General features: G+C 65.7%; 15 protein-coding genes. 9 read left to right on the forward strand and 6 right to left on the reverse strand.

Translation table 11 applies throughout. The features are described 5' to 3' along the window. Window positions 1-32 precede the first annotated feature (32 nt). Window positions 33-938: an electron transport complex subunit RsxB gene (rsxB, locus tag HDG39_RS25370; RefSeq protein WP_184009619.1), complete on the reverse strand. Its 906-nt coding sequence runs from the start codon at window positions 936-938 to the stop codon at window positions 33-35. A 240-nt stretch (window positions 939-1,178) separates the two neighbouring features. On the opposite strand from rsxB, the gene HDG39_RS25375 reads away from it, so the two are divergent. Beyond that, window positions 1,179-1,811, forward strand: a complete 633-nt coding sequence (locus HDG39_RS25375) for a TetR/AcrR family transcriptional regulator (protein ID WP_013088849.1) — start codon at window positions 1,179-1,181, stop codon at window positions 1,809-1,811. 124 nt (window positions 1,812-1,935) lie between these two features. Here HDG39_RS25375 and HDG39_RS25380 read toward each other — a convergent pair whose 3' ends face one another. Together HDG39_RS25380 and HDG39_RS25385 are read right to left on the reverse strand one after the other, a co-directional pair. Continuing rightward, a complete protein-coding gene (locus HDG39_RS25380; protein WP_018419893.1) occupies window positions 1,936-3,213 on the reverse strand; it encodes a polyhydroxyalkanoate depolymerase in 1,278 nt (425 codons plus the stop codon). A 179-nt stretch (window positions 3,214-3,392) separates the two neighbouring features. After that, window positions 3,393-5,282 carry a glycoside hydrolase family 15 protein gene (locus HDG39_RS25385; protein WP_018419894.1) on the reverse strand — a complete coding sequence of 630 codons (1,890 nt, stop codon included), beginning with the start codon at window positions 5,280-5,282 and terminating at the stop codon, window positions 3,393-3,395. 244 nt (window positions 5,283-5,526) lie between these two features. Here HDG39_RS25385 and HDG39_RS25390 point away from each other — a divergent pair, with 244 nt between their 5' ends. Next, the gene (locus tag HDG39_RS25390) at window positions 5,527-5,772 is read left to right on the forward strand and encodes a hypothetical protein (RefSeq protein ID WP_184009621.1); all 246 of its coding nucleotides are present in this window, start codon (window positions 5,527-5,529) and stop codon (window positions 5,770-5,772) included. Window positions 5,773-6,088: 316 nt separating this feature from the next. Here HDG39_RS25390 and HDG39_RS25395 read toward each other — a convergent pair whose 3' ends face one another. Beyond that, entirely contained in the window at window positions 6,089-6,241 is a 153-nt protein-coding gene (locus HDG39_RS25395) for a DUF3096 domain-containing protein (RefSeq protein WP_013088853.1), read from the reverse strand. 267 nt (window positions 6,242-6,508) lie between these two features. Between HDG39_RS25395 and HDG39_RS25400 the strand changes: the two genes are divergently transcribed. After that, window positions 6,509-7,900, forward strand: a complete 1,392-nt coding sequence (locus tag HDG39_RS25400; protein WP_260328253.1) for a lactonase family protein — start codon at window positions 6,509-6,511, stop codon at window positions 7,898-7,900. 104 nt (window positions 7,901-8,004) lie between these two features. Here the strand turns inward: HDG39_RS25400 and HDG39_RS25405 are convergent, their stop codons facing one another. Together HDG39_RS25405 and HDG39_RS25410 are read right to left on the reverse strand one after the other, a co-directional pair. Further along, window positions 8,005-12,069 carry a DNA translocase FtsK gene (locus HDG39_RS25405; protein WP_184009626.1) on the reverse strand — a complete coding sequence of 1,355 codons (4,065 nt, stop codon included), beginning with the start codon at window positions 12,067-12,069 and terminating at the stop codon, window positions 8,005-8,007. Between the two features lie 112 nt (window positions 12,070-12,181). Continuing rightward, window positions 12,182-12,718, reverse strand: a complete 537-nt coding sequence (locus tag HDG39_RS25410) for an META domain-containing protein (protein ID WP_184009628.1) — start codon at window positions 12,716-12,718, stop codon at window positions 12,182-12,184. 247 nt (window positions 12,719-12,965) lie between these two features. Between HDG39_RS25410 and purT the strand changes: the two genes are divergently transcribed. From purT to HDG39_RS25440, 6 genes are all read left to right on the forward strand, one after another. Beyond that, the gene (gene purT, locus HDG39_RS25415) at window positions 12,966-14,180 is read left to right on the forward strand and encodes a formate-dependent phosphoribosylglycinamide formyltransferase (protein WP_184009630.1); all 1,215 of its coding nucleotides are present in this window, start codon (window positions 12,966-12,968) and stop codon (window positions 14,178-14,180) included. 107 nt (window positions 14,181-14,287) lie between these two features. Next, on the forward strand, window positions 14,288-14,500 hold the full coding sequence (locus HDG39_RS25420; protein ID WP_184009632.1) for a DUF6726 family protein: 213 nt from the start codon (window positions 14,288-14,290) through the stop codon (window positions 14,498-14,500). A gap of 125 nt (window positions 14,501-14,625) precedes the next feature. Next, the gene (locus HDG39_RS25425; protein ID WP_184009634.1) at window positions 14,626-15,009 is read left to right on the forward strand and encodes an MliC family protein; all 384 of its coding nucleotides are present in this window, start codon (window positions 14,626-14,628) and stop codon (window positions 15,007-15,009) included. 257 nt (window positions 15,010-15,266) lie between these two features. Continuing rightward, window positions 15,267-16,919, forward strand: a complete 1,653-nt coding sequence (locus tag HDG39_RS25430; protein ID WP_184009636.1) for an acetolactate synthase large subunit — start codon at window positions 15,267-15,269, stop codon at window positions 16,917-16,919. 32 nt (window positions 16,920-16,951) lie between these two features. Continuing rightward, window positions 16,952-18,388, forward strand: a complete 1,437-nt coding sequence (locus tag HDG39_RS25435) for an aldehyde dehydrogenase family protein (protein WP_184009638.1) — start codon at window positions 16,952-16,954, stop codon at window positions 18,386-18,388. Window positions 18,389-18,770: 382 nt separating this feature from the next. Then, window positions 18,771-20,237 (forward strand): DEAD/DEAH box helicase, encoded by a 1,467-nt coding sequence (locus HDG39_RS25440; RefSeq protein ID WP_184009640.1) that lies wholly within the window; start codon window positions 18,771-18,773, stop codon window positions 20,235-20,237. Window positions 20,238-20,289 lie beyond the last annotated feature (52 nt).

Genomic DNA, 20,289 nt, shown 5'->3' on the forward strand with positions numbered 1-20,289 from the left:
CCGTGTGAGTGGGCCGGGTTGCGTCGGTGTGGTCAGCGCGCGGTTGGCGGCGAGTTGGACGGCGGATTGGATTCGTTTGACTCATTTGACTCGTCGGACTGCTGCTCCGAGCCGCGCGTGTCGCCGCCGCTGGCAACACCGAGACGGCGGCGGCGCGCTTCGGCGGCGTCGATCTGTGCCTGCACGTCGGCGCTGACGTTCTCGGTGTTCAGCGGTCCCTCGCCTTTCGCGGCCAAGTCTTCCTTCTTCTTGCGCGCGCGTTCGAGCGCGGCCTGGATGATCGCGCGTTTCTTCGCTTCCGCGTCGTCCGCAATCGGGGCGGCGGGGGCCTCGGACGACACTGCCGCGCCGCTTGCCGCAACCGCGTCCGGCGCAGCCGCCGGCGCGCTTGCGGCTCGCCGCGCCGCAGCACGCGCTTCGGCGGCGTCGCGCTCGCGCGCGAGACGGGTCTCGTGGCGGTTATGACGCGCCCGCGCGGCGTCCGCGTCGCTCTGGCTCCATGCATCCCAGCCGGTGGCCTCGCCGGTCACGGGGAGCATCGTGATGCAGTCGACCGGGCAGGGCGGCACGCATAGGTCGCAGCCGGTGCATAGCTCGGCGACCACGGTGTGCATCTGTTTCGGTGCGCCAACTATCGCGTCGACCGGACACGCCTGCATGCACAGCGTGCAGCCGATGCACACCTGTTCGTCGATAACCGCCAACGGACGCGGACGTTCGACGCCATTGGCCGAATTGAGCGGAATCACCGGTTTGCCGAGCAGCGCAGCGAGGCGCGCGATGCCCTCGGCGCCGCCGGGCGGGCACTGGTTATAGTTCGCCTCGCCATTGGCGATGGCTTCGGCATACGGACGGCATGCGGGATAACCGCACTTCGTGCATTGCGTTTGGGGCAGCAGATCTTCGATGCGATCCGCGAGTGTTTTGACGTCTGTCACGGTTACGGCGCGGGAGCTTGTCGTGCGATCGCACGACCTGAACTAAATAGCACATTATCGCCGATTTCCCGGATTGCCATTCGCAATCCATGTGCCATAATCGAAGCGCTTCATTCGAAAGACCGCAGAAAAGGGTGTGTTTCCCAACCACGACGCGCCCGCTAAACGCCGCCACAAAAAGGCTCGAGGAGAGGCCGGCGGCGCGATCCGGAGAACGCGGCTCACGAAGACGATGCCACCATGAATCAGCCGAAAATCAAAAGAGATCCTGAAGGCACGAGGCGCCGCATCTTGCTCGCGGCGGCGGAAGAGTTTGCAAATGGAGGGCTGTTCGGCGCGCGGGTCGATCAGATCGCTCGTCGCGCGGAAACCAATGAACGAATGCTCTATTACTACTTCGGTAGCAAGGAGCAGCTATTCACCGCGGTACTCGAGCACGCGTTCAGCGCGCTCAACGAAGCGGAACGCACGCTCGAACTCAACGGAATCGCGCCCGTCGAGGCGGTGACGCGTCTCGCGCATTTCGTGTGGGACTACTACCGCGATCATCCCGAGTTGTTGAGGCTCATCAACAACGAGAATCTGCATGAAGCACGCTATATGCAGAAGTCCACGCGCATACGCGAAATGATTTCGCCGATCGTCGCCACGCTCGGCGGCATTCTAGAACGTGGGCAGCGCGCGGGGCTGTTTCGCACGAACATCGACCCGCTGCGCTTTTACGTGACGCTCTCGGGCATGGGCTACTACATCGTGTCGAACCGTTTCACGCTCGAGGCGACGCTCGGCCGCGATTTCAGCAGCGCCGCCGAACGCAGCGAGGTGATTCAGATGAATACAGAGCTGCTGCTCGCGTATTTGTTGAGAAAGTAACGGGCAATGCGGCGGTGATCACGGGCCGCGGCAAAAAATCAGTATCACGAACAAAGCGCGATAAAAAAGCCAACGGCCTCGAACGGGACCGTTGGCTTTTTATATGCTAATGCAAGTTTAATGCTCAGGCTTCGACTTTTTCTTTCGCCGTCTTTGCTGCCTTGTTGTGCTCGAGAATGAAGTCGCGCAATTGCGGGTAAATGATCGTGCGCCAGCGGCGGCCCGAGAAAATGCCGTAGTGGCCGCATTTCTCCGCAGTGAAGTGACGCTTGCTCTTCGCCGGAATGCCGCTGCACAAGTCGTGCGCCGCGTAAGTCTGGCCGTCGCCGGAAATGTCGTCGAGTTCACCTTCGATCGTAAACAGCGCGGTCGTCGTGATGTCCTGCGGCCGCACCGGTTCGCCGTTGACGACCCACGTGCCCTCGGCAAGACGGAATTCCTGGAACACGACGCGGATCGTGTCGAGGTAATAGTCGGCATCCATGTCGAGCACCGCGTTGTACTCGTCGTAGAAGCGGCGGTGCGCTTCGGCGTCGTCCTCGTCGCCGCGCAACAGGCTCTGGTAGAAATCCCAGTGCGACGCCGCGTGACGCTCCGGATTCATCGCGACGAAACCGGTGTGCTGCAGGAAGCCGGGATAGACCTTGCGGCCCGCGCCCGGATAGTTCGGCGGCACCGTGAAGATCACGTTGTTCTCGAACCACTCGTACGAGTGCTGCGTGGCCAGCGAATTGACCGAGGTCGGGCTCTTTCGTGCGTCGATCGGGCCGCCCATCATCGTCATCGTGCGCGGCGTGTCCTCGCCGCGGCTCGCCATCAGCGAAATGGCGGCGAGCACCGGCACGGTCGGCTGGCACACCGAGATCACGTGCAGATTCTTCGCGCCGATATGGCGAATGAATTCCTGGATATACGCGATGTAGTCGTTCAGACCGAACCAGCCGGCTTCTAGCGGCACCATGCGCGCGTCGAGCCAGTCGGTGATGTAGACCTTGTGGTCTTGCAGCAACGTGCGCACGGTATCGCGTAGCAGTGTGGCGTGGTGTCCTGACAACGGTGCGCAGACGAGCACGACCGGTTCGTCTTTCAATTGGCTGACAGCTTCGCTGTCGTCCGCGAAGCGCTTGAAGCGCATCAGACGGCAGAACGGCTTTTCGATGAACGTCTGCTCGACGATCGGAATGTTATGGCCGTCTTTGACAATCTGGTGAATATTGAACTCGGGCTTTTCGTAGTCCTTGCCGAGCCGGTAAAGCAGTTCGTAGCCGGCGGAAAGGCGCGTGGCGCCCGGCACATAGGCTAGCGGACTGGCCGGATTCGCAAATGATTTCGATGCGGCCTGAGCCCAGGCAGTGAGGGGGCTCAACATCGCCCGTTGGAATTCATGAAATTGATAGAGCATGTTTGCTCCGTTTTAAGCGGTTCGCATGGGGCTTCGCAAACACGCGTGAGGCGTTGCGGCGGGCCATTGTGGTTGTAGGCACATTATTGTCGGCCGACAGACAGATCGATGATATCGAACAAGGCAAATTTGTGCAATGCAACAATATTCGCATTCAGTGTACGCAAATTGTCACGGCATCATGCTAACGGCGATGCTGCTCCGCCGCTATCAGGGCTTGCCTGAACCTCAAGCTCCGTCGCGCGGATGCCGTTATGCGCCGGATGGCCGGTCGCCTGCGCCATCTCCTGCTCATGCTTCATCAGGTTCAGTCCGGTGTGCACGAGCGCCACGTGGGAGAACGCCTGCGGAAAATTGCCGACGAGACGTTTATCGACCGGGTCGTACTCCTCGGACAGCAGGCCGACGTCGTTGCACAGCGCGAGCAGCCGCTCGTACATCTCGGTTGCTTCCTGCACGCGCCCCTGCAGCGCAAGGTTATCCACCATCCAGAACGAACACGCAAGAAAGGTGCCTTCCCCCGGTGGCAAGCCGTCGTCGTATTCCGTGGTGCGGTAGCGCAGCACGAAGCCGCCGTGCATCAGGTCCCGCTCGATCGCCTCGACCGTGCCCTTGATGCGCGGATCCTGCGGCGGCAGGAACGCGACCAGCGGCATCAGCAGCACGCTCGCGTCGAGCTGATCGCTGCCATAGTACTGTGAGAACGCGTTGAGCTCCGGATTCCATGCCTTCTCACAGACCTCGGCGTGGATCGTGTCGCGCGTCGCGCGCCATTCGTCGAGGGGGCCGTCGAGCTTGAACATTTCGGCCGAGCGGATCGCGCGGTCGAACGCGACCCACGCCATCACCTTCGAGAACGTGAAATGCTCGGGGCCGCCGCGCGTCTCCCAGATGCCTTCGTCGGGTTCGCGCCAGATCTTCGTCAGGTGCTCCAGCATCGCGCGCTGCACGCTCCACGCGGTGACGTCCGCCTGCAGGCCGCCGACGCGCGCGAGATGCAGCGCGTTCATCACCTCCCCGTAGACGTCGAGCTGACGCTGCCCGACCGCGTTGTTGCCGATGCGCACCGGTTTCGCGCCCTCGTAGCCGGGCAGCCAGTCGATTTCGGATTCGGGCAGGCGTCGCTCGCCGCCGATGCCGTACATGATCTGCAACTGGTCGGGCGCGCCCGCCATCACGCGGCCGAGCCAGCTGCGCCAGGCGCGCGCTTCGTCGTAGTAGCCGCCGCGCATCATCGCGAGCAGCGTGATGGTCGCGTCGCGCAGCCAGCAGTAGCGGTAGTCCCAGTTGCGCGTGCCGCCGAGCCGCTCGGGCAGCGAGGTGGTGGGCGCCGCGACGATGCCGCCGGTCGGCTCGTAGGCGAGCGCGCGCAGCGTGATCAGCGAGCGGCGGATCGGCCCGGCCCAGCGTCCTTCGACGGTGCCGCGCGCCGCCCATTCGAGCCAGTGGTTCTCGGTGCGCGCGAGCGACGTGTGCGGATCGCGCGCGGGCGGAATGCGCAGATGCGACGCCGCGTACGCGAGCGAGAACGGCACGCGCTCGCCCTCGGTTACCGTGAATTCCGCGACGGTCTTCATGTCTTCGCCGTGCAGCTCGACCGGCGTGCGCAGCACCGCGTTGTCGGGGCCGACGATCGCCTTGATGCCGCTGTCGTGCTTGAGCTTGTCGACCCACGGAATCGAGAAGCCGTAGTCGAAGCGCAGCACGAGTTCCATCTTCATGCGCACGGTGCCGCGCTTGCCGACGACGATGCGGATCAGCTCGGACCAGCCGTTGCCGGGCGGCATGAAATCGATCAGCGTGACGGCGCCGTCGGGCGTTTCGAAGTCGGTTTCGAGGATCAGCGTTTCGCCTCGATAGCGCCGCGTGATGGTCGGCGCGGCGTGCTCGCCCTCGGTGGCGGGGGCGAGCAGCCAACGGCCGTTGTCGGGCGTGCCGAGCAGCGCGGCGAAGCAGGCGCCCGAGTCGAAGCGCGGCCAGCAGAGCCAGTCGACGGAACCCTCGCGGGAGATGAGCGCGGCGGTATGGCCATCGCCGATGAGTGCGTAGTCTTCGATGTATGCAGGCATGGAAAGCGTGTCGGAAAACGAGTCGTTATTACGGACGGCGACAGCAGCCGCGCTTCGAGTGGGTGTTATTACCGGACCACGTTCGGCAGTGTTTGGTTCACCGCACAGTGCGGCAAAACGCGGGTTGGAAAATTGTCAAATCCATGCATACAATCAACTTTCATGCCGATGTCCGGCGAGCTGCCGGACTGCGAATCGGCCTTGCTCATGGCGCATGCAGACGCCGTTTCCGAGGACGAAAGCCATGCTGAACCCTTCGAAATCCGATTGCATCACGATTCTCTCGGCCGCCAGCCAGCTTGCCGGCGACTCCATGCTGCCGCTCGATCATGGCCGGCTCGGCCTGAGCCGCAACGGCTTGCTGGCTGCCGCCTCCTTCCTGGTCGAGCGGGCCTGCTTCCGGCGCTATCAGCAGGATGCCGATCATTATGCGGTCGGCGCGCTGTCGTTGCAGGGGCGCCTGCGGCTCGAACAGCTGGCGAACGGTTGAGCGGTAGGGCCGAGCGTTCGTAGCGCAGGTTCCTGGCGTATCCGCGCCGGCCCATTCGCCGCATCCCTTCGCAGCGCGCCTTTGCAGCTCCTATCCGTATCTTCACGCTGGGTCGCGTCCGGTCGATCGCGTGGCGCGGGCGGTCGCGCGCGTCCATCTTTGCGCGCGATGCCCGCTTCCCGCATATGTCACGGCGTGACATTTGCCGCGCTCTCACACGGGCGAGTGGCACTGGCACCCATCGAACCTTCCCTTCGTGCGAAACCACCTCGGTACCGGACGCAAATCTCACGCCCGGCGTCGCGGCGCCTGTCGCTCACAGATGCGACGAGCCCACGCCGAAGATCCCGATGATGCCGATGATGATCAGATAAAGCGCGACGATGTAGTTCAACAGGCGCGGCATGATCAGGATCAGGATGCCGGCGATCAGCGAAACGAGCGGGCCCAGGCTGAGAGTGACGTTCATGGAGACTCCGTGGTTGAGACGCGTGATGCGCGATTGAGAAAACGATTGAAAAACGTCCCGCCGCGCGGGACCAAAACCGCCGGCGCAGACCGTGCCGCAGCGGTGGATTCGCTGCATGATCCGACCCAACGCTTTTATACTGACTTCGACAACAACAACGTGGAACGACGCTCGATTCGCGGCGCGGCAGACCAGACACCGTTACAACCGCTCGTACCCCGGCTCATACGCGAGCCCGCACCAGACAATCGACGTCGAGGAGGTCTCATGCTTCACAGTCGCCGTGCCGTCGGGCGTATTGCCGTGCGCCCAGTTCCGACTTCCGTTTTTACTTCTGCTCTTGCCAGTGTTGCCTTTCAGGGTTCCCGTCCGCTTGGCGCTGACCGCGCCGCTTCATCTGCCGCGGATTGCACGGCGGAAAGCACCGCCCGGCGCGCAACGCGGCCAGCGCCGTTGCGGGCCGCCCGTTCGATAATAAAAGGTTTCGCGCTCATGGTTTCGATTGTTGCTTCGCACGCGTATGCGCAAGATTCTGGCCCGGTCCCCGCGGACGGCGTCTATACGATGCTGGTCGGTACTTACACCAGCGGCAGGAGCGAGGGCATCTACGTCTTTCGCTTCGATACGAAGACCGGCGCGGCGACCCAGGTGTCGGTCGCGCAGACGGTCAATCCGTCGTTTCTGGTCGTGAGCCGCGACCGCCGCTTCGTCTATTCGGTGAACGAACTGCCCGGTGACAACGGCCCGGCCACGCAGCGCGGCGGCATCAGCGCGTTCGGCTTCGATGCCGCGCGCGGGCAGCTGACGTTTCTGAACAAGGTGTCGTCGGACGGCAATGATCCGTGCTATCTGAGCATCTCGGCGGACGGCAAGTATCTGCTGACCGCGAACTATTCGGTCGCGCCCGATCCGGGCGGCAGTTTCGCGGTGTTTCCGCTGCAGGCGAACGGCGAGGTCGGCACCTCGGTGCAGACCGTGCATCATGAGGGCGGCGGTCCGGTGAAAGGGCGGCAGGACAACTCGCACGTGCATTCGACCGTGTTCTCGCCTGACGGCCGCTATCTGTTCGCGCAGGACCTCGGCGCCGACAAGCTGTACTCGTACCGCTACGCGCCGCAGAGCAGCGCCGGCGCGGGCCCATTCATCGCGACGGACTGGGGCTACACGCAGCAGAAGGCCGGCACGGGTCCGCGCCATCTGATCTTTGGCGCGGACGGCAAGCACGCGTATCTGACGAGCGAACTCGCGGCGACCGTCAGCACGTTCGACTACCACGACGGCAGGCTGAAGCTCGTGCAGACGCTGCCATTGAGCGAGCCTGACTTCAAGGGGAAGGTGGGCGCCGCGGCGATTCATATGTCGCCGGACGGACGCTTCGTGTATGCATCCAATCGCGGCGACGCGAACGAGATCGTGATCTTCTCGGTCGATCCCGCCACTGGACACCTGAAGCAGATCGGCCGGCAGTCGAGCCTCGGCAAATCGCCGCGCGAGTTCGCCATCGATCCGACCGGCAACTGGCTGATCGTCGGCAATCAGCTGAGCGACACGGTCTATGTGTTCAAGCGCGATCCGCAGACGGGGCTGCTCGATCCGAATCCGAAGCAGCATTTCGACCTCGGCTCGCCAGTCGACTTCAAGCTGGTATCACCGTCGTGATGCGCGGCACGCGCGGGTAAATGAAAAACGGACAGCTCACATCGTGAGGCTGTCCGTTTTTTCTTCCGGATCATCGCCGACCCGGTTAGCGATTCACCGTGCGCTCATTCGGCCGGCCCCGGCGCCAGCACTTCGCGGCTGCCGTTGATGCTCATCGCCGACACGAGGCCGGCCGTCTCCATCTGCTCGACGAGCCGCGCCGCGCGGTTATAGCCGATGCGCAACTGCCGCTGCACCGACGAGATCGACGCGCGCCGCGTGCGTACGACGAACGCGACCGCTTCGTCGTACAGCGGATCGGCTTCCGCATCCGGCGCTTCGCCGAACAGGTCCTGGGCCGCGCCGCCATCGGCGGCCGGGCCGTCGAGAATGCCTTCCTCGTATTGCGGCTCGCCGAACTGCTTCAGATATTCGACGATCGCATGCACTTCCTCGTCGGCGACGAACGCGCCGTGCACGCGCTGCGGGTAGCCGGTGCCCGGCGGCAGGAACAGCATGTCGCCCTGGCCGAGCAGCGACTCGGCGCCCATCTGGTCGAGAATCGTGCGCGAGTCGATCTTCGACGACACCTGGAACGCGACGCGCGTCGGAATGTTCGCCTTGATGAGACCGGTGATGACGTCGACGGACGGCCGCTGCGTCGCGAGGATCAGGTGGATGCCGGCCGCGCGCGCCTTCTGCGCGAGCCGCGCGATCAGCTCCTCGATCTTCTTGCCGGCGACCATCATCAGGTCGGCGAGCTCGTCGATCACGACGACGATCAGCGGTAGCGGCGCCAGCGGCTCGGGTGCGTCGGGCGTCAGCGAGAACGGGTTGCCGAGCTTCTTGCCCTTCGCCTCGGTGTCGCGGATCTTCTGGTTGAAGCCGGCGAGATTGCGCACGCCGACGGCCGACATCAGCCGGTAGCGCTTTTCCATTTCGCCGACGCACCAGTTCAGCGCGTTGGCCGCGAGCTTCATGTCGGTGACGACCGGCGCGAGCAGATGCGGAATGCCTTCGTAGACCGAAAGTTCGAGCATCTTCGGGTCGATCATGATCAGGCGCACTTCTTCTGGCGTCGCCTTGAACAGCAGCGAGCAGATCATCGCGTTGATCGCGACCGATTTGCCCGAGCCGGTCGTGCCGGCCACCAGCATGTGCGGCGCCTTCGCGAGATCGGCGATGACTGGATGGCCGGTGATGTCCTTGCCCATCGCAAGCGTGAGTTGCGAGTGCGAGTTCTGGTAGACGCTCGCCTCGAGAATTTCCGAGAGGCGGATCGTTTGGCGCTTCGCGTTCGGCAGTTCGAGGCCCATGCAGGTCTTGCCTGGAATCGTTTCGACCACGCGGATCGACGTGAGACCGAGACCGCGCGATAGGTCCTTCATCAGACCGACGATCTGGCTGCCGCGCACGCCGAGCGCCGGTTCGACTTCGAAGCGTGTGATGACCGGACCCGCCGATGCGCCGACCACCGTCACCGGCACCTTGAATTCCTGCAGGCGCTGCTCGATCAGCTGGCCGGTTTCGCGGAGCTTTTCGTCCGGGATCGGTTCGATGTCGGCATCGGCGGGGGCGAGCAGATCGAGCGTCGGCAGTTCGACCATCGATGCGGCCGGCGCATGGAACTCGAAGCCGTTGACCGGCGCGTGGCCGGGCAGCGGCGGGCGGGCGGCGGGCTCGGCAGTGGGTTGCTCGGCGGATTGGACCTGCGGTTGCGGTGTTAGCGCGGGTGAAGACGACGAAGTGGGCGACGACGTGGGCGACGATTCGACGGCCGGCGCGTTCGCGACAGGCGTTGCGCTTGCGCCGACCGAAGGCTCGATGCCGGTCGCCGGCGCGGCGAAGCCCGGGAAACGGACTACGTTCGAGACCACGGCCGGTGCGGTTGCCGGCATAGCGAGGTTCGCCGCACTCGTCGAAGTCGACGACGGCGAGTCGTTTGCGGGCTCGTTCACAGCGAGCAGGGCAGGGGCGTGCGACGTCGCGGGCTCACTTGACTGCGCACTTTCGCTCGCGAGCTCCGAGACCGCCGCGCCGGACCACGGCGGCACGCTTGCGCTCGACGGCGCGGCGGCCTCCGTCTGCGGCGAGTCCGCCGATGCGGCCGCGCGTTGAGCCGCGGCGGGGCCGAGCTTGCTCTCCCAAGGCACGAGCGTCTTGTCGATGACGATTTCGGCTGCCGGAGCCAGCGCTTGCAAAGGCGTCGCGGTGTCGGCGGTGACCGGTGCGACGGTTCGCGCGGATTCCTCCCTCTGCGATGCCGGGACGCTGGTGTTTGATGCCGTTTGCGTCGAATCGTTGTGGACCGCCGGTGCGTCTTCTTGCGAAGCATCGTCCCGTAGGCCGGCTGCGAAGCGCTCGAATGGCGTCGCCGTCGGCGGCTCATGTTGCGGCGCGCTTGCGGCGGGTTCCGTGGCGGCAGGCTCAGCCACAGCGGATGCCGATGGCTCGACAACCGCGGATTCGACAGCCGCCGCAGCCACCTCGGTCACCGACTCGATTGCAGTCGTCGTCTGCGGCGCAGCCGTAAGCGGCGCATGAATGACGGGCGGTTCGGTCGGCCATTGCGCAACCGCTTCGTTGCCGCCCTCGACCGACCTCTCGGACTCGGCCACCGGACGCTCAGCCGGCAACTCGACTGGTGCGGCTTCTTGCTGCGACTGCGCCGGCGACACCATCCGCGCCGAACTCCCCACGCTCTGCGCCTGCGGCGCCGCAACCGTCTCGCCGTTTTCGACAGGCAGCACGTCCCGCTGCGGCGGTGCCACATCGAACGTCGTCGACGCACGCTCTGCATCGCCAATCTTCGCGCCATCGGTGCCACGGCTGCGCGCCAGGCTCACGCCGGCCATGTCGGTCCAGCGCGCGGCGTTTTCCGCGATGGTGCGCAGCGTTTCCTCGACGCTCGCGGGCGGCGCGACCGTCGACGCGTTCGTCGTCGTTCCAGTGAAGTTCGGTGTAGGCCGGCGCACGGTCGACGGCAAGGTCACACCGTTGGCGCGCGAAGCGGCCGGGAACGGTTGACGCGGAGTCGCGCCGCGATTGAGCGGCGCGCTGCCGTCGTCCGGACGTGGCAGCGACGACGGGCGGCTTGCGCGGCCCGCGGCATTCATCGATCCCGCCGCCATGCCTATACCGGCGCCCGACGCGGCGGCGCGGCCCGCCATTGCCTGTGCCGCTCGCGCCGACACGCCGGCCGCGTTGGCGGCCGTCGCCGCCAACGCGGCACTGGAGCCGAACGACGCGGCCGCACGCTGATCTCCGACCGAGCGCCGCCCGGCCTGCGCAGCGCCATCACGAGCAGACATACCCGATGCGGCCGATGCACCCGCCGCACCCAGCGATGCCGCCGCCGTCGCCGCGCGCGGCTCCGTCGTGCGCAGCCAGCCGGCCGGCGGGACGGGCTCGGTCGGCACGAATGGTGCGGCGGATCTGTCCGCAGCCTTGCCCGCATGCAGCGCCTGCGTTGCCGTCGACATTGCCGCGCGCGGCGACGCGCTCGACCCCGTGCGTAACACCGGCTCGGTCTGCTTGACCGGCCCGCGCGCCGCGTCAGCGGCCGCATCGGCTCGCCAGCTTGCGCCGACGCCACGTGCGGAAGCGTCCTTGCTACCCGCGATGCCAGCCGCCGCGTTGCCGGCAGCAGCGGCGGAGCCCGCGCCGCGCCCGCTCGCGGGCGGACGCCACACAGTCGGCCGCGCGTAGCGACCCTTGCTATTGCGCGGCGCCATCATGTTTGTAGCGGGCGACACATGCGACGGCGCGCCGTCGTCGACGCTGCGGTGGCGGCGCGCATCCTCGTCGCGCTTCGCGAGTCCCCGCGACAGACCAAGGCCGAACGCGCCGTCGGCCCAAACGGCGACGTCGCTCCAGCGGAAGTCGACGAGCCACGGCAGGCTGATCACGAGCAGCGCGAGCGCCGCGAGCGGCGTGCCGACATGGCCGAGCAGATGTCCAAGCCCCGCGGCGAGCGCATGACCGAAACCATTGATGCCGGCGATGCCGATCAGCGAGCCCTCGAGCGTGCAACTCGCGATCAGCACGCAGACGAAGCCGAGCCACAGCCGGATCGTGCCGGGGCCGCGCAGACCCGCGCCGCCCGGCAGCATCGACTTCACGAGGCGCCACAAAAGAGGAATGAACCAGACGGCCGACCCGCCGAACCAGCCGAAAACTACCGTGTGCATACCAGACATCTACGAATGACGGAGCGCGCGCAAGCGCAATCCGTCGAGTTTAAACGGCGCAGCGCGCGGCTTCGAAGGCCGGCGCGAATCCCGAACGCGGCGCAAACTCGCATCACTTGTCGCTGCGATCGAACATCAGGGTGTCGCCGTTGTCGAGGATCAGCTGCATTTGCTGCGGCGCTCGCATCTGCACGCCGGTGCGATCGATGCGTTCGAGCGCGTCGAGGAACGGCTTCTCGATGTCGCCGCCCGGCGAGACGCACGCCATGCGTGTGCCGGCGAGGGAACCGAAGCTCAGCTTGCCGTCCTTCAGGATGTACGAACCCATGAAGCGGTTGCAGCCGGAAAAGCCGCTCGCGTGACGCCGGCCGCCTTCGGTCGACAACGTCAGCGTGAGCGGCTTCTGATCCTCCGACGGCACCGCGCGCGCCGTGCCGTCGGCGTTCTTCCACGAGCTCAGCACCCAGCTGGTGTCGTCGAGCAGTTGCGCGGCGGCGGGATTGAACGGATCGGGCGGCGCCGCCGACGCGTCCGGATGCTTCGGCATCGCGCAGGCACCGAGCAGCGCGGCGATGCTCAACGCGGCGACGGCCGTGCGCAGGCACGGAGTAAAGCGCGCAAGACGTCGCGGGCGGGAGCGGATGAGCATGGCGTCGTTCCTGTTCAAACTGGCGAAGGCGTAAGGGTAACGTACTAAGCTTGTCGTGCGCGAGCGATGCTCGCGGTGACGTGATCGCAGCTGCGAACGTCGACGCGGCGGCACGGTTCCGCTCGACCGCCACGGCCTCGCGAGCGCACCCAAAGCGCACCCTGAGCGCCGCGCGGCAAGGGGCCCGCATGTTAACATCGCGGTCTATCCAATCCCACCCTCATCCCGACTTTTATCTGGAGTTCCCATGCAGATCGGCCAACGGATCGGCACCCCCCTTTCTGAATCCGCGACGCGCGTGATGCTGCTCGGCGCCGGCGAGCTCGGCAAGGAAGTGATCATCGCGCTGCAACGGCTGGGCGTCGAAGTGATCGCGGTCGACCGTTACCCGAACGCGCCGGGCCATCAGGTCGCGCATCGCGCGCACGTGATCGACATGACCGACCGCGCCGCGCTGCGCGCGCTGGTTGAGCAGGAGCGCCCGCATCTGATCGTCCCCGAAATCGAGGCGATCGCCACCGACGAGCTCGCCGCGATCGAAGCCGAGGCGCTCGCCGAGGTGATCCCGACCGCGCGTGCCACCCAATTGACGATGAACCGCGAAGGCATCCGCCGCCTCGCCGCGGAAGAGCTTGGTCTCCCGACCTCGCCGTACGCATTCGCCGATTCGCTCGACGAGCTGCGCGCGGGCATCGCGAAGGTCGGCTATCCGTGCGTCGTGAAGCCGGTGATGTCGTCGTCGGGCAAGGGGCAGTCGGTGCTGCGCAGCGACGCCGACGTCGAACCCGCCTGGCAGTACGCGATGGCGGGCGGCCGCGTGAATTTCGGGCGCGTGATCGTCGAGGGTTTCATCGACTTCGAATATGAGATCACGCAGCTCACCGTGCGCGCGATCGACCCGGCGAGCGGCGCGGTCGGCACGTATTTCTGCGATCCGATCGGCCACGTGCAGGTCGCGGGCGACTATGTCGAATCGTGGCAGCCGCAGCCGATGAGCCCGCTCGCGCTCGAGCGTTCGCGCGAGATCGCGCACAAGGTGACGGCGGCGCTCGGCGGCCGCGGCCTCTTTGGCGTGGAACTTTTCGTGCGCGGCGACGACGTATGGTTTTCGGAAGTCAGCCCGCGTCCGCATGACACGGGGCTCGTCACGCTGTGCTCGCAGCGCTTCTCGGAGTTCGAACTGCATGCGCGCGCGATCCTCGGCCTGCCGGTCGATACGTCGCCGCGTGCGCCGGGCGCGTCGGCGGTGATCTACGGCGGTCGCGACGAGGCCGGCATCGCGTTCGAAGGCGTCGCGGCCGCGCTTGCGGTGCCCAATGCGGATCTGCGCCTGTTCGGAAAGCCGGAAAGCTTCGTCAAACGTCGCATGGGCGTCGCGCTGGCGACCGGCGAGAACATCGAGCAAGCGCGCTCGCGTGCCAGCCAGGCGGCGGCCGCGGTGCGGCCGGTGTCGGCGAACTAGCGGGCAGGCGGCGAGGCGCGGTGCAAAAGTGTGCGGGACGCACACGAAAGAGCCCGCCGCATTTGTTTCCGGCTTATCGAAGCAAAGAGATCGGAGTAGAGGATCGTATGACGCTTGAATCGCGCAGCAATCCATGGCGCGGCGCGCTTCGCCGGGTCGGCACACTCGCCGTGGCGTTCGCGCTGTGCGCCGGCATCAGCGGCTGCGGGCTCGCGGCCGCGCCGTGCCGGATCGCTTCAGCGGGACTGAAGATCGTGCCGGTGGTCGGCCACGTCGCCGCTGCGCCGACCGATGCGTGTGCCGACGTGATCGATCCTTGAAGCGTCGTTGAGCTGTCCGTGAATCGCCCATGAGCTGCCTGTGACTCGGCCGTGACTCGGCTATGACCGGCGTCGCGGCCGGCGTCGCCCTCCCTGCCTGACCCCCGCAACAATCGAGGTGTTCGATGAAGACATGGCGTGTTGCAATCCTCACGACAGCAGCATCGACGGTGGCCTGGCTGGCGGCATCTTCCGGCGGCGCATCGGCCGCGCCGTTGCAGTTCAAGCACTTCGAGGGCAAGAACCACCAGACGCGCAAATACACCTGCGCGACCGGCAAGATCCTGCAAGTCACCTACTGGAACGCGCAGAACGGCCAGAGCTTCGCCGTGCTGCCGGTGAAAGGCACGTCGATGCTGTTCGTCAACACGATCTCGGCGTCCGGTGCGAAGTACCAGGCTGGCAGCTATACGTGGTGGACCAAGGGTCCGCGCGCCAACCTGTACGACCTGACGAGCGGCGAGAACACGCCGCCGATTCTCTCCGACTGCGTGACCGTGATTCGCTGATTTGCTGATCGGCGGACACATGCACCTCATGCGGCGGCTTCATCCCTACCGCCGCCTGCTTCTTCTCGCGCCTGGCTTCCTGTCCCCCCGCGCGGCCTCGTCCGCTCGCGCGCATCGTTTCCGTTCGAGTAGTAAGCTGTCCGGCATGGCGTTCGCCATGCCGTTTGCCATGCCGCGCGCGCGGAGCGGTGTTTCGCGCGCAGCCGTCGTTGTCGTCTTCGATTGTCCGTTCCCCGAGTCATCAAGCGAGACCCTCAATGAAAGCATCGGACCTGTTCGTCAAATCGCTGGAAGCCGAAGGTGTCGAGTATGTGTTTGGCATCCCCGGTGAAGAAAATCTCGATCTGCTCGAGTCGCTGCGCCGCTCGAAAATCCGTCTGATCCTCACGCGCCACGAGCAGGCGGCCGGCTTCATGGCCGCCACCTACGGGCGGCTCACCGGCCGCACGGGAGTATGTCTGGCGACGCTCGGCCCCGGCGCGACCAACTTCGTGACCGCGGCCGCCTACGCGCAGCTAGGCGGGATGCCGATGCTGATGGTCACGGGCCAGAAGCCGATCAAGTCGAGCAAGCAGGGGCACTTCCAGATCGTCGACGTGGTGCGGATGATGGAGCCGCTCACCAAGTACACACGGCAGATCGTGTCGATCGGCAATATTCCGGCGACGGTGCGCGAGGCGGTGCGCCGCGCCGAGGAGGAACGCCCGGGCGCCACGCACCTCGAATTGCCCGAGGACGTTGCGCACGAGGAGGGCGATGGCAAGCCGATTCCGAAGAGCTACAGCCGCCGCCCGGTCGCCGAGGAGAAGGCAGTCGCGCGCGCGGTCGAGGCGATCACAGCCGCGAAGCATCCGCTGCTGATGATCGGCGCGGGCGGCAACCGCAAGACCACGACCAAGATGCTGCGCGAGTTCGTCGACCAGATCGGCATTCCCTTTTTCACCACGCAGATGGGCAAGGGGGTGATCGACGAATCGCATCCGATGTGGCTCGGCAACGCGACGCTCTCGGACGGCGACTTCGTGCACCGCGCGATCGAGCACGCCGACTGCATCATCAACGTCGGTCACGACGTGATCGAAAAGCCGCCGTTTTTCATGCGCAGCGGCGAGGCGGGCGAGAAGACCGTGATCCACGTGAACTTCCTCGGCGCCGAAGTCGATCCGGTGTATTTCCCGCAGATCGAAGTGGTCGGCGATATCGCGAACGCGGTGTGGCAACTGAAGGAGAGCCTGAAGACGCGTCAGGAGCATTGGGACTTCACGCGTTTCAAGGAGATCAAGGAGCACTTCGAGGCGCACCTGGTGAAGGGCCAGCACGACGACCGCTTTCCGATGTACCCGGTGCGGATCGTCAACGACGTGTACGAGACCACGCCGGTCGACGGCATCGTGTGTCTGGATAACGGCATGTACAAGATCTGGTTCGCGCGCTACTACCGCGCGCACGAGCCGAATTCGCTGCTGCTCGACAACGCGCTGGCGTCGATGGGCGCGGGGCTGCCGTCGGCGATCGCGAGCAAGATCGTGCATCCGGAGCGCAAGGTGATCGCCGTGTGCGGCGACGGCGGCTTCATGATGAATTCGCAGGAACTCGAAACGGCGGTGCGGCTGAAGCTCGATCTGGTGATCCTGATTCTGCGCGACGACGCGTTCGGCATGATCCGCTGGAAGCAGGAGAACATGAACTTCCCGGACTACGGCATGACGCTTGCGAACCCCGATTTCGTCGCCTATGCACAAAGTTATGGCGCGCAGGGTCATCGGATCGAGGCGGCCGAGCAGTTCGCGCCGCTGTTGCGCGAGTGCTTCGCGACGCCGGGCGTGCACGTGATCGACCTGCCGATCGACTATTCGGACAACGAGCGCGTGCTCAATCGCGAGATCAAGCGGCTGTCCGCGCGGCTTTGAGCTTGCGTGCATCGAATCAAGGAGAGTGCGACATGTTGCAGACAACCTATCCGTACTACCTCGCCAACGAGCCTGTGGCGGCCAACACCGATCTCGAAGTCACCGACAAATTCAGCGGCGAAGTCGCCACCCGCGTCGCGATGGCCGACGCGGCCGCGATCGACAAGGCGATCGGCCTCGCGGTCGATGCGATGCCGGCCATGCGAGCGTACCCGCCGTTCAAGCGCCAGGCGGTGCTCGAGCACTGCGTGAAGCGCTTTCGCGAGCGCTACGACGAACTCGCGCTCGCGCTGTGCATCGAGGCGGGCAAGCCGATCAACGATTCGAAGGGCGAAGTCACGCGTCTGATCGACACGTTCAAGGTCGCCGCGGAAGAGAGCGTGCGTATCGACGGCGAGATCGTCAATCTGCAGATTTCGCCGCGTGCGAACGGGTATCACGGCTATGTGAAGCGCGTGCCGATCGGGCCGTGCTCGTTCATCTCGCCGTTCAATTTTCCGTTGAACCTGACCGCGCACAAGGTCGCGCCGGCGATCGCGGCGGGCGTGCCGTTCGTGCTGAAGCCGGCGAGCCGCACGCCGGTCGGTGCGCTGATCATGGGCGAAATTCTCGCGGAGACCGATCTGCCGAAGGGCGCGTTCTCGATTTTGCCCGCGCACCGCGACGGCGCCGACCTGTTCACGACCGACGAGCGCTTCAAGCTGCTGTCGTTCACCGGGTCGCCCGCGGTCGGCTGGGAGTTGAAGCGCAAAGCCGGCAAGAAGAAGGTGATTCTGGAGCTGGGCGGCAACGCGGCGGCGATCGTCGACGCTGACCAGGGCGGCAAGCTCGACTACGTGGTCGACCGGCTCGCGTTCGGCGCGTTCTATCAGTCGGGGCAGAGCTGCATCGGCGTGCAGCGGATTCTCGCGCACACGAGCGTCTACGACGCGCTGCGCGAGAAGCTGATCGCGAAGACGAAGTCGCTCGTGATGGGCGATCCGAAGAACGAGAAGACCTTCGTCGGGCCGATGATCTCCGAATCGGAAGCGAAACGGCTCGCCGGCTGGATGGAGGGGGCGGTGCAAGCGGGCGCGCAGATCGTCGCGGGCGGCAAGGTCGACGGCGCGATGTTCGAGGCGACGCTGCTGGAAGGCGTGAAGCGCGACACCGATCTGTATCGCAAGGAGGCGTTCGGGCCGGTTGCGATACTCGAGCGCTTCGACGATTTCGAGGCGGCGCTCGCGCAGGTCAACGACAGCGACTTCGGCCTGCAGGCCGGTGTGTTCACCGATTCGCTCGCGCATGCGCATCGCGCGTGGGATGCGCTCGAAGTGGGCGGCGTCGTGATCAACGATGTGCCGTCGTTCCGCGTCGACAACATGCCGTATGGCGGCGTCAAGGATTCGGGGCTCGGGCGCGAGGGCGTGCGCTACGCGATCGAGGACATGACCGAGATGCGGCTGATGGTGATGCGCGAGACGTGGTGAGAGGCGATCTAACGTGAGCGGGGGCGGGCGACCGTTCGCAATTGGGGCCAGTGCGGGCGCGGGGACGGCTGACAAACGCCGCGCGCCGCCCGCCGCGCGCCAAAGCGCCAGGCTGTCACGCCACTGTCGTCTGTGCGCACTACGCTGCGACCGAAGCAACGGCCGCGAGCCGCCGGTCAGCCAGCCGTCACGAGCGTTTTTGCTGAAGTGCTACAATGCTCGGCTTTCGGCGGGTGTTTCCGCCAGCCGGAGCCGGCCGCATTAACCGAACTCAGACGGGTCTCGCGCGGAACGACGTGGCTCCGCCTTCATCATGATGCCCTCCGCGGTCCCGACCGCTGCCGCGCGCATCGCGCCACGCGCCTTTTTAGCGAAAGCCACCATGTCCGACACCGCCGTCACGCCCAGTACCGAGACTTTTGATCAATTCGGCCTCGCGCCCGACATCCTGAAAGCCGTCAAGGAATCGGGCTATACGTCGCCCACGCCGATCCAGGCTCAGGCGATCCCGGTCGTGCTGGCGGGCCGTGACGTGATGGGCGCCGCGCAGACCGGCACCGGCAAGACCGCGAGCTTCTCGCTGCCGATCATCCAGCGCCTGCTGCCGCAGGCCAGTACGAGCGCGTCGCCGGCGCGCCATCCGGTCCGCGCGCTGATCCTCACGCCGACCCGCGAACTCGCCGACCAGGTCGCCGCGAATGTGCAGGCGTACGCGAAGCACACGGCGCTGCGCAGCGCGGTCGTGTTCGGTGGCGTCGACATGAATCCGCAGTCGGACCAGTTGCGCCGCGGCGTCGAAATCCTGATCGCGACGCCAGGGCGTCTGCTCGATCACGTGCAGCAGAAAACCGCGAACCTGGGCCAGGTGCAGATGCTCGTGCTCGACGAAGCCGACCGCATGCTCGATATGGGCTTCCTGCCCGACCTGCAGCGCATCCTGAACCTGCTGCCGAAAGAGCGCCAGACGCTGCTGTTCTCCGCGACGTTCTCGGGCGAAATCAAGAAGCTCGCCGCGACGTATCTGCGCAACCCGCAGACCATCGAAGTGGCGCGCAGCAACTCGACCGCGACCAATGTCACGCAGATCGTCTACGAAGTCGCCGAGGGCGACAAGACCGGCGCGGTCGTGCAACTGATCCGCGAGCGCGGCCTGAAGCAGGTGCTCGTGTTCTGCAACAGCAAGATCGGCGCGAGCCGGCTCGCGCGCAGCCTCGAACGCGACGGCGTGGTCGCGACCGCGATTCACGGCGACCGCACGCAGAGTGAGCGCATGCAGGCGCTCGATGCGTTCAAGCGCGGCGAAGTCGAGGCTCTCGTCGCGACGGACGTCGCCGCGCGCGGTCTCGACATCGTCGAACTGCCGACCGTGATCAACTTCGACCTGCCGTTCAACGCCGAAGACTACGTGCACCGGATCGGCCGCACGGGCCGCGCGGGCGCATCGGGCGACGCGCTGTCGCTGTGCAGCCCGAACGAGCGCAAGCAACTGGCCGACATCGAGAAGCTGATCAAGCGTCCGCTCGACTTGCAGCGCCTGACCGTCGAGGCGCCGGTGCGCCATCATCACGAGGACCGTCCGCCGCGCCGCGAGCGCAGCGAATCGCGCGACGAGCGCAGCCGCCGTCGCACGGGCGGGGCGTCGGGTTCGTATGACCGTCCGCATCATCATCGCGCGCAACCGGTCGACGATTTCTTCCTGAAGCCGTACGAGCCGTCGCCGGCATCGGTGCTCAAGATCGAGGAGACGGCCGCGTCGAACTCCGCGCCGCAAAAGACGGCGCCGAAGCGGCAACTGGCAGCGTTGCTCGGTGGCTTCGGAATGCCGAGGAAGACGCCTTCGTCGTCGTAAGACGGGCTGTCGCGTTCAGAGCTCGGGATGCAACGCCTCGAGCGTAAAAATG

This window comes from Paraburkholderia lebeckiae (assembly GCF_014201005.1).
In the GTDB taxonomy this organism is placed as follows: Bacteria; Pseudomonadota; Gammaproteobacteria; order Burkholderiales; family Burkholderiaceae; genus Paraburkholderia; species Paraburkholderia tuberum.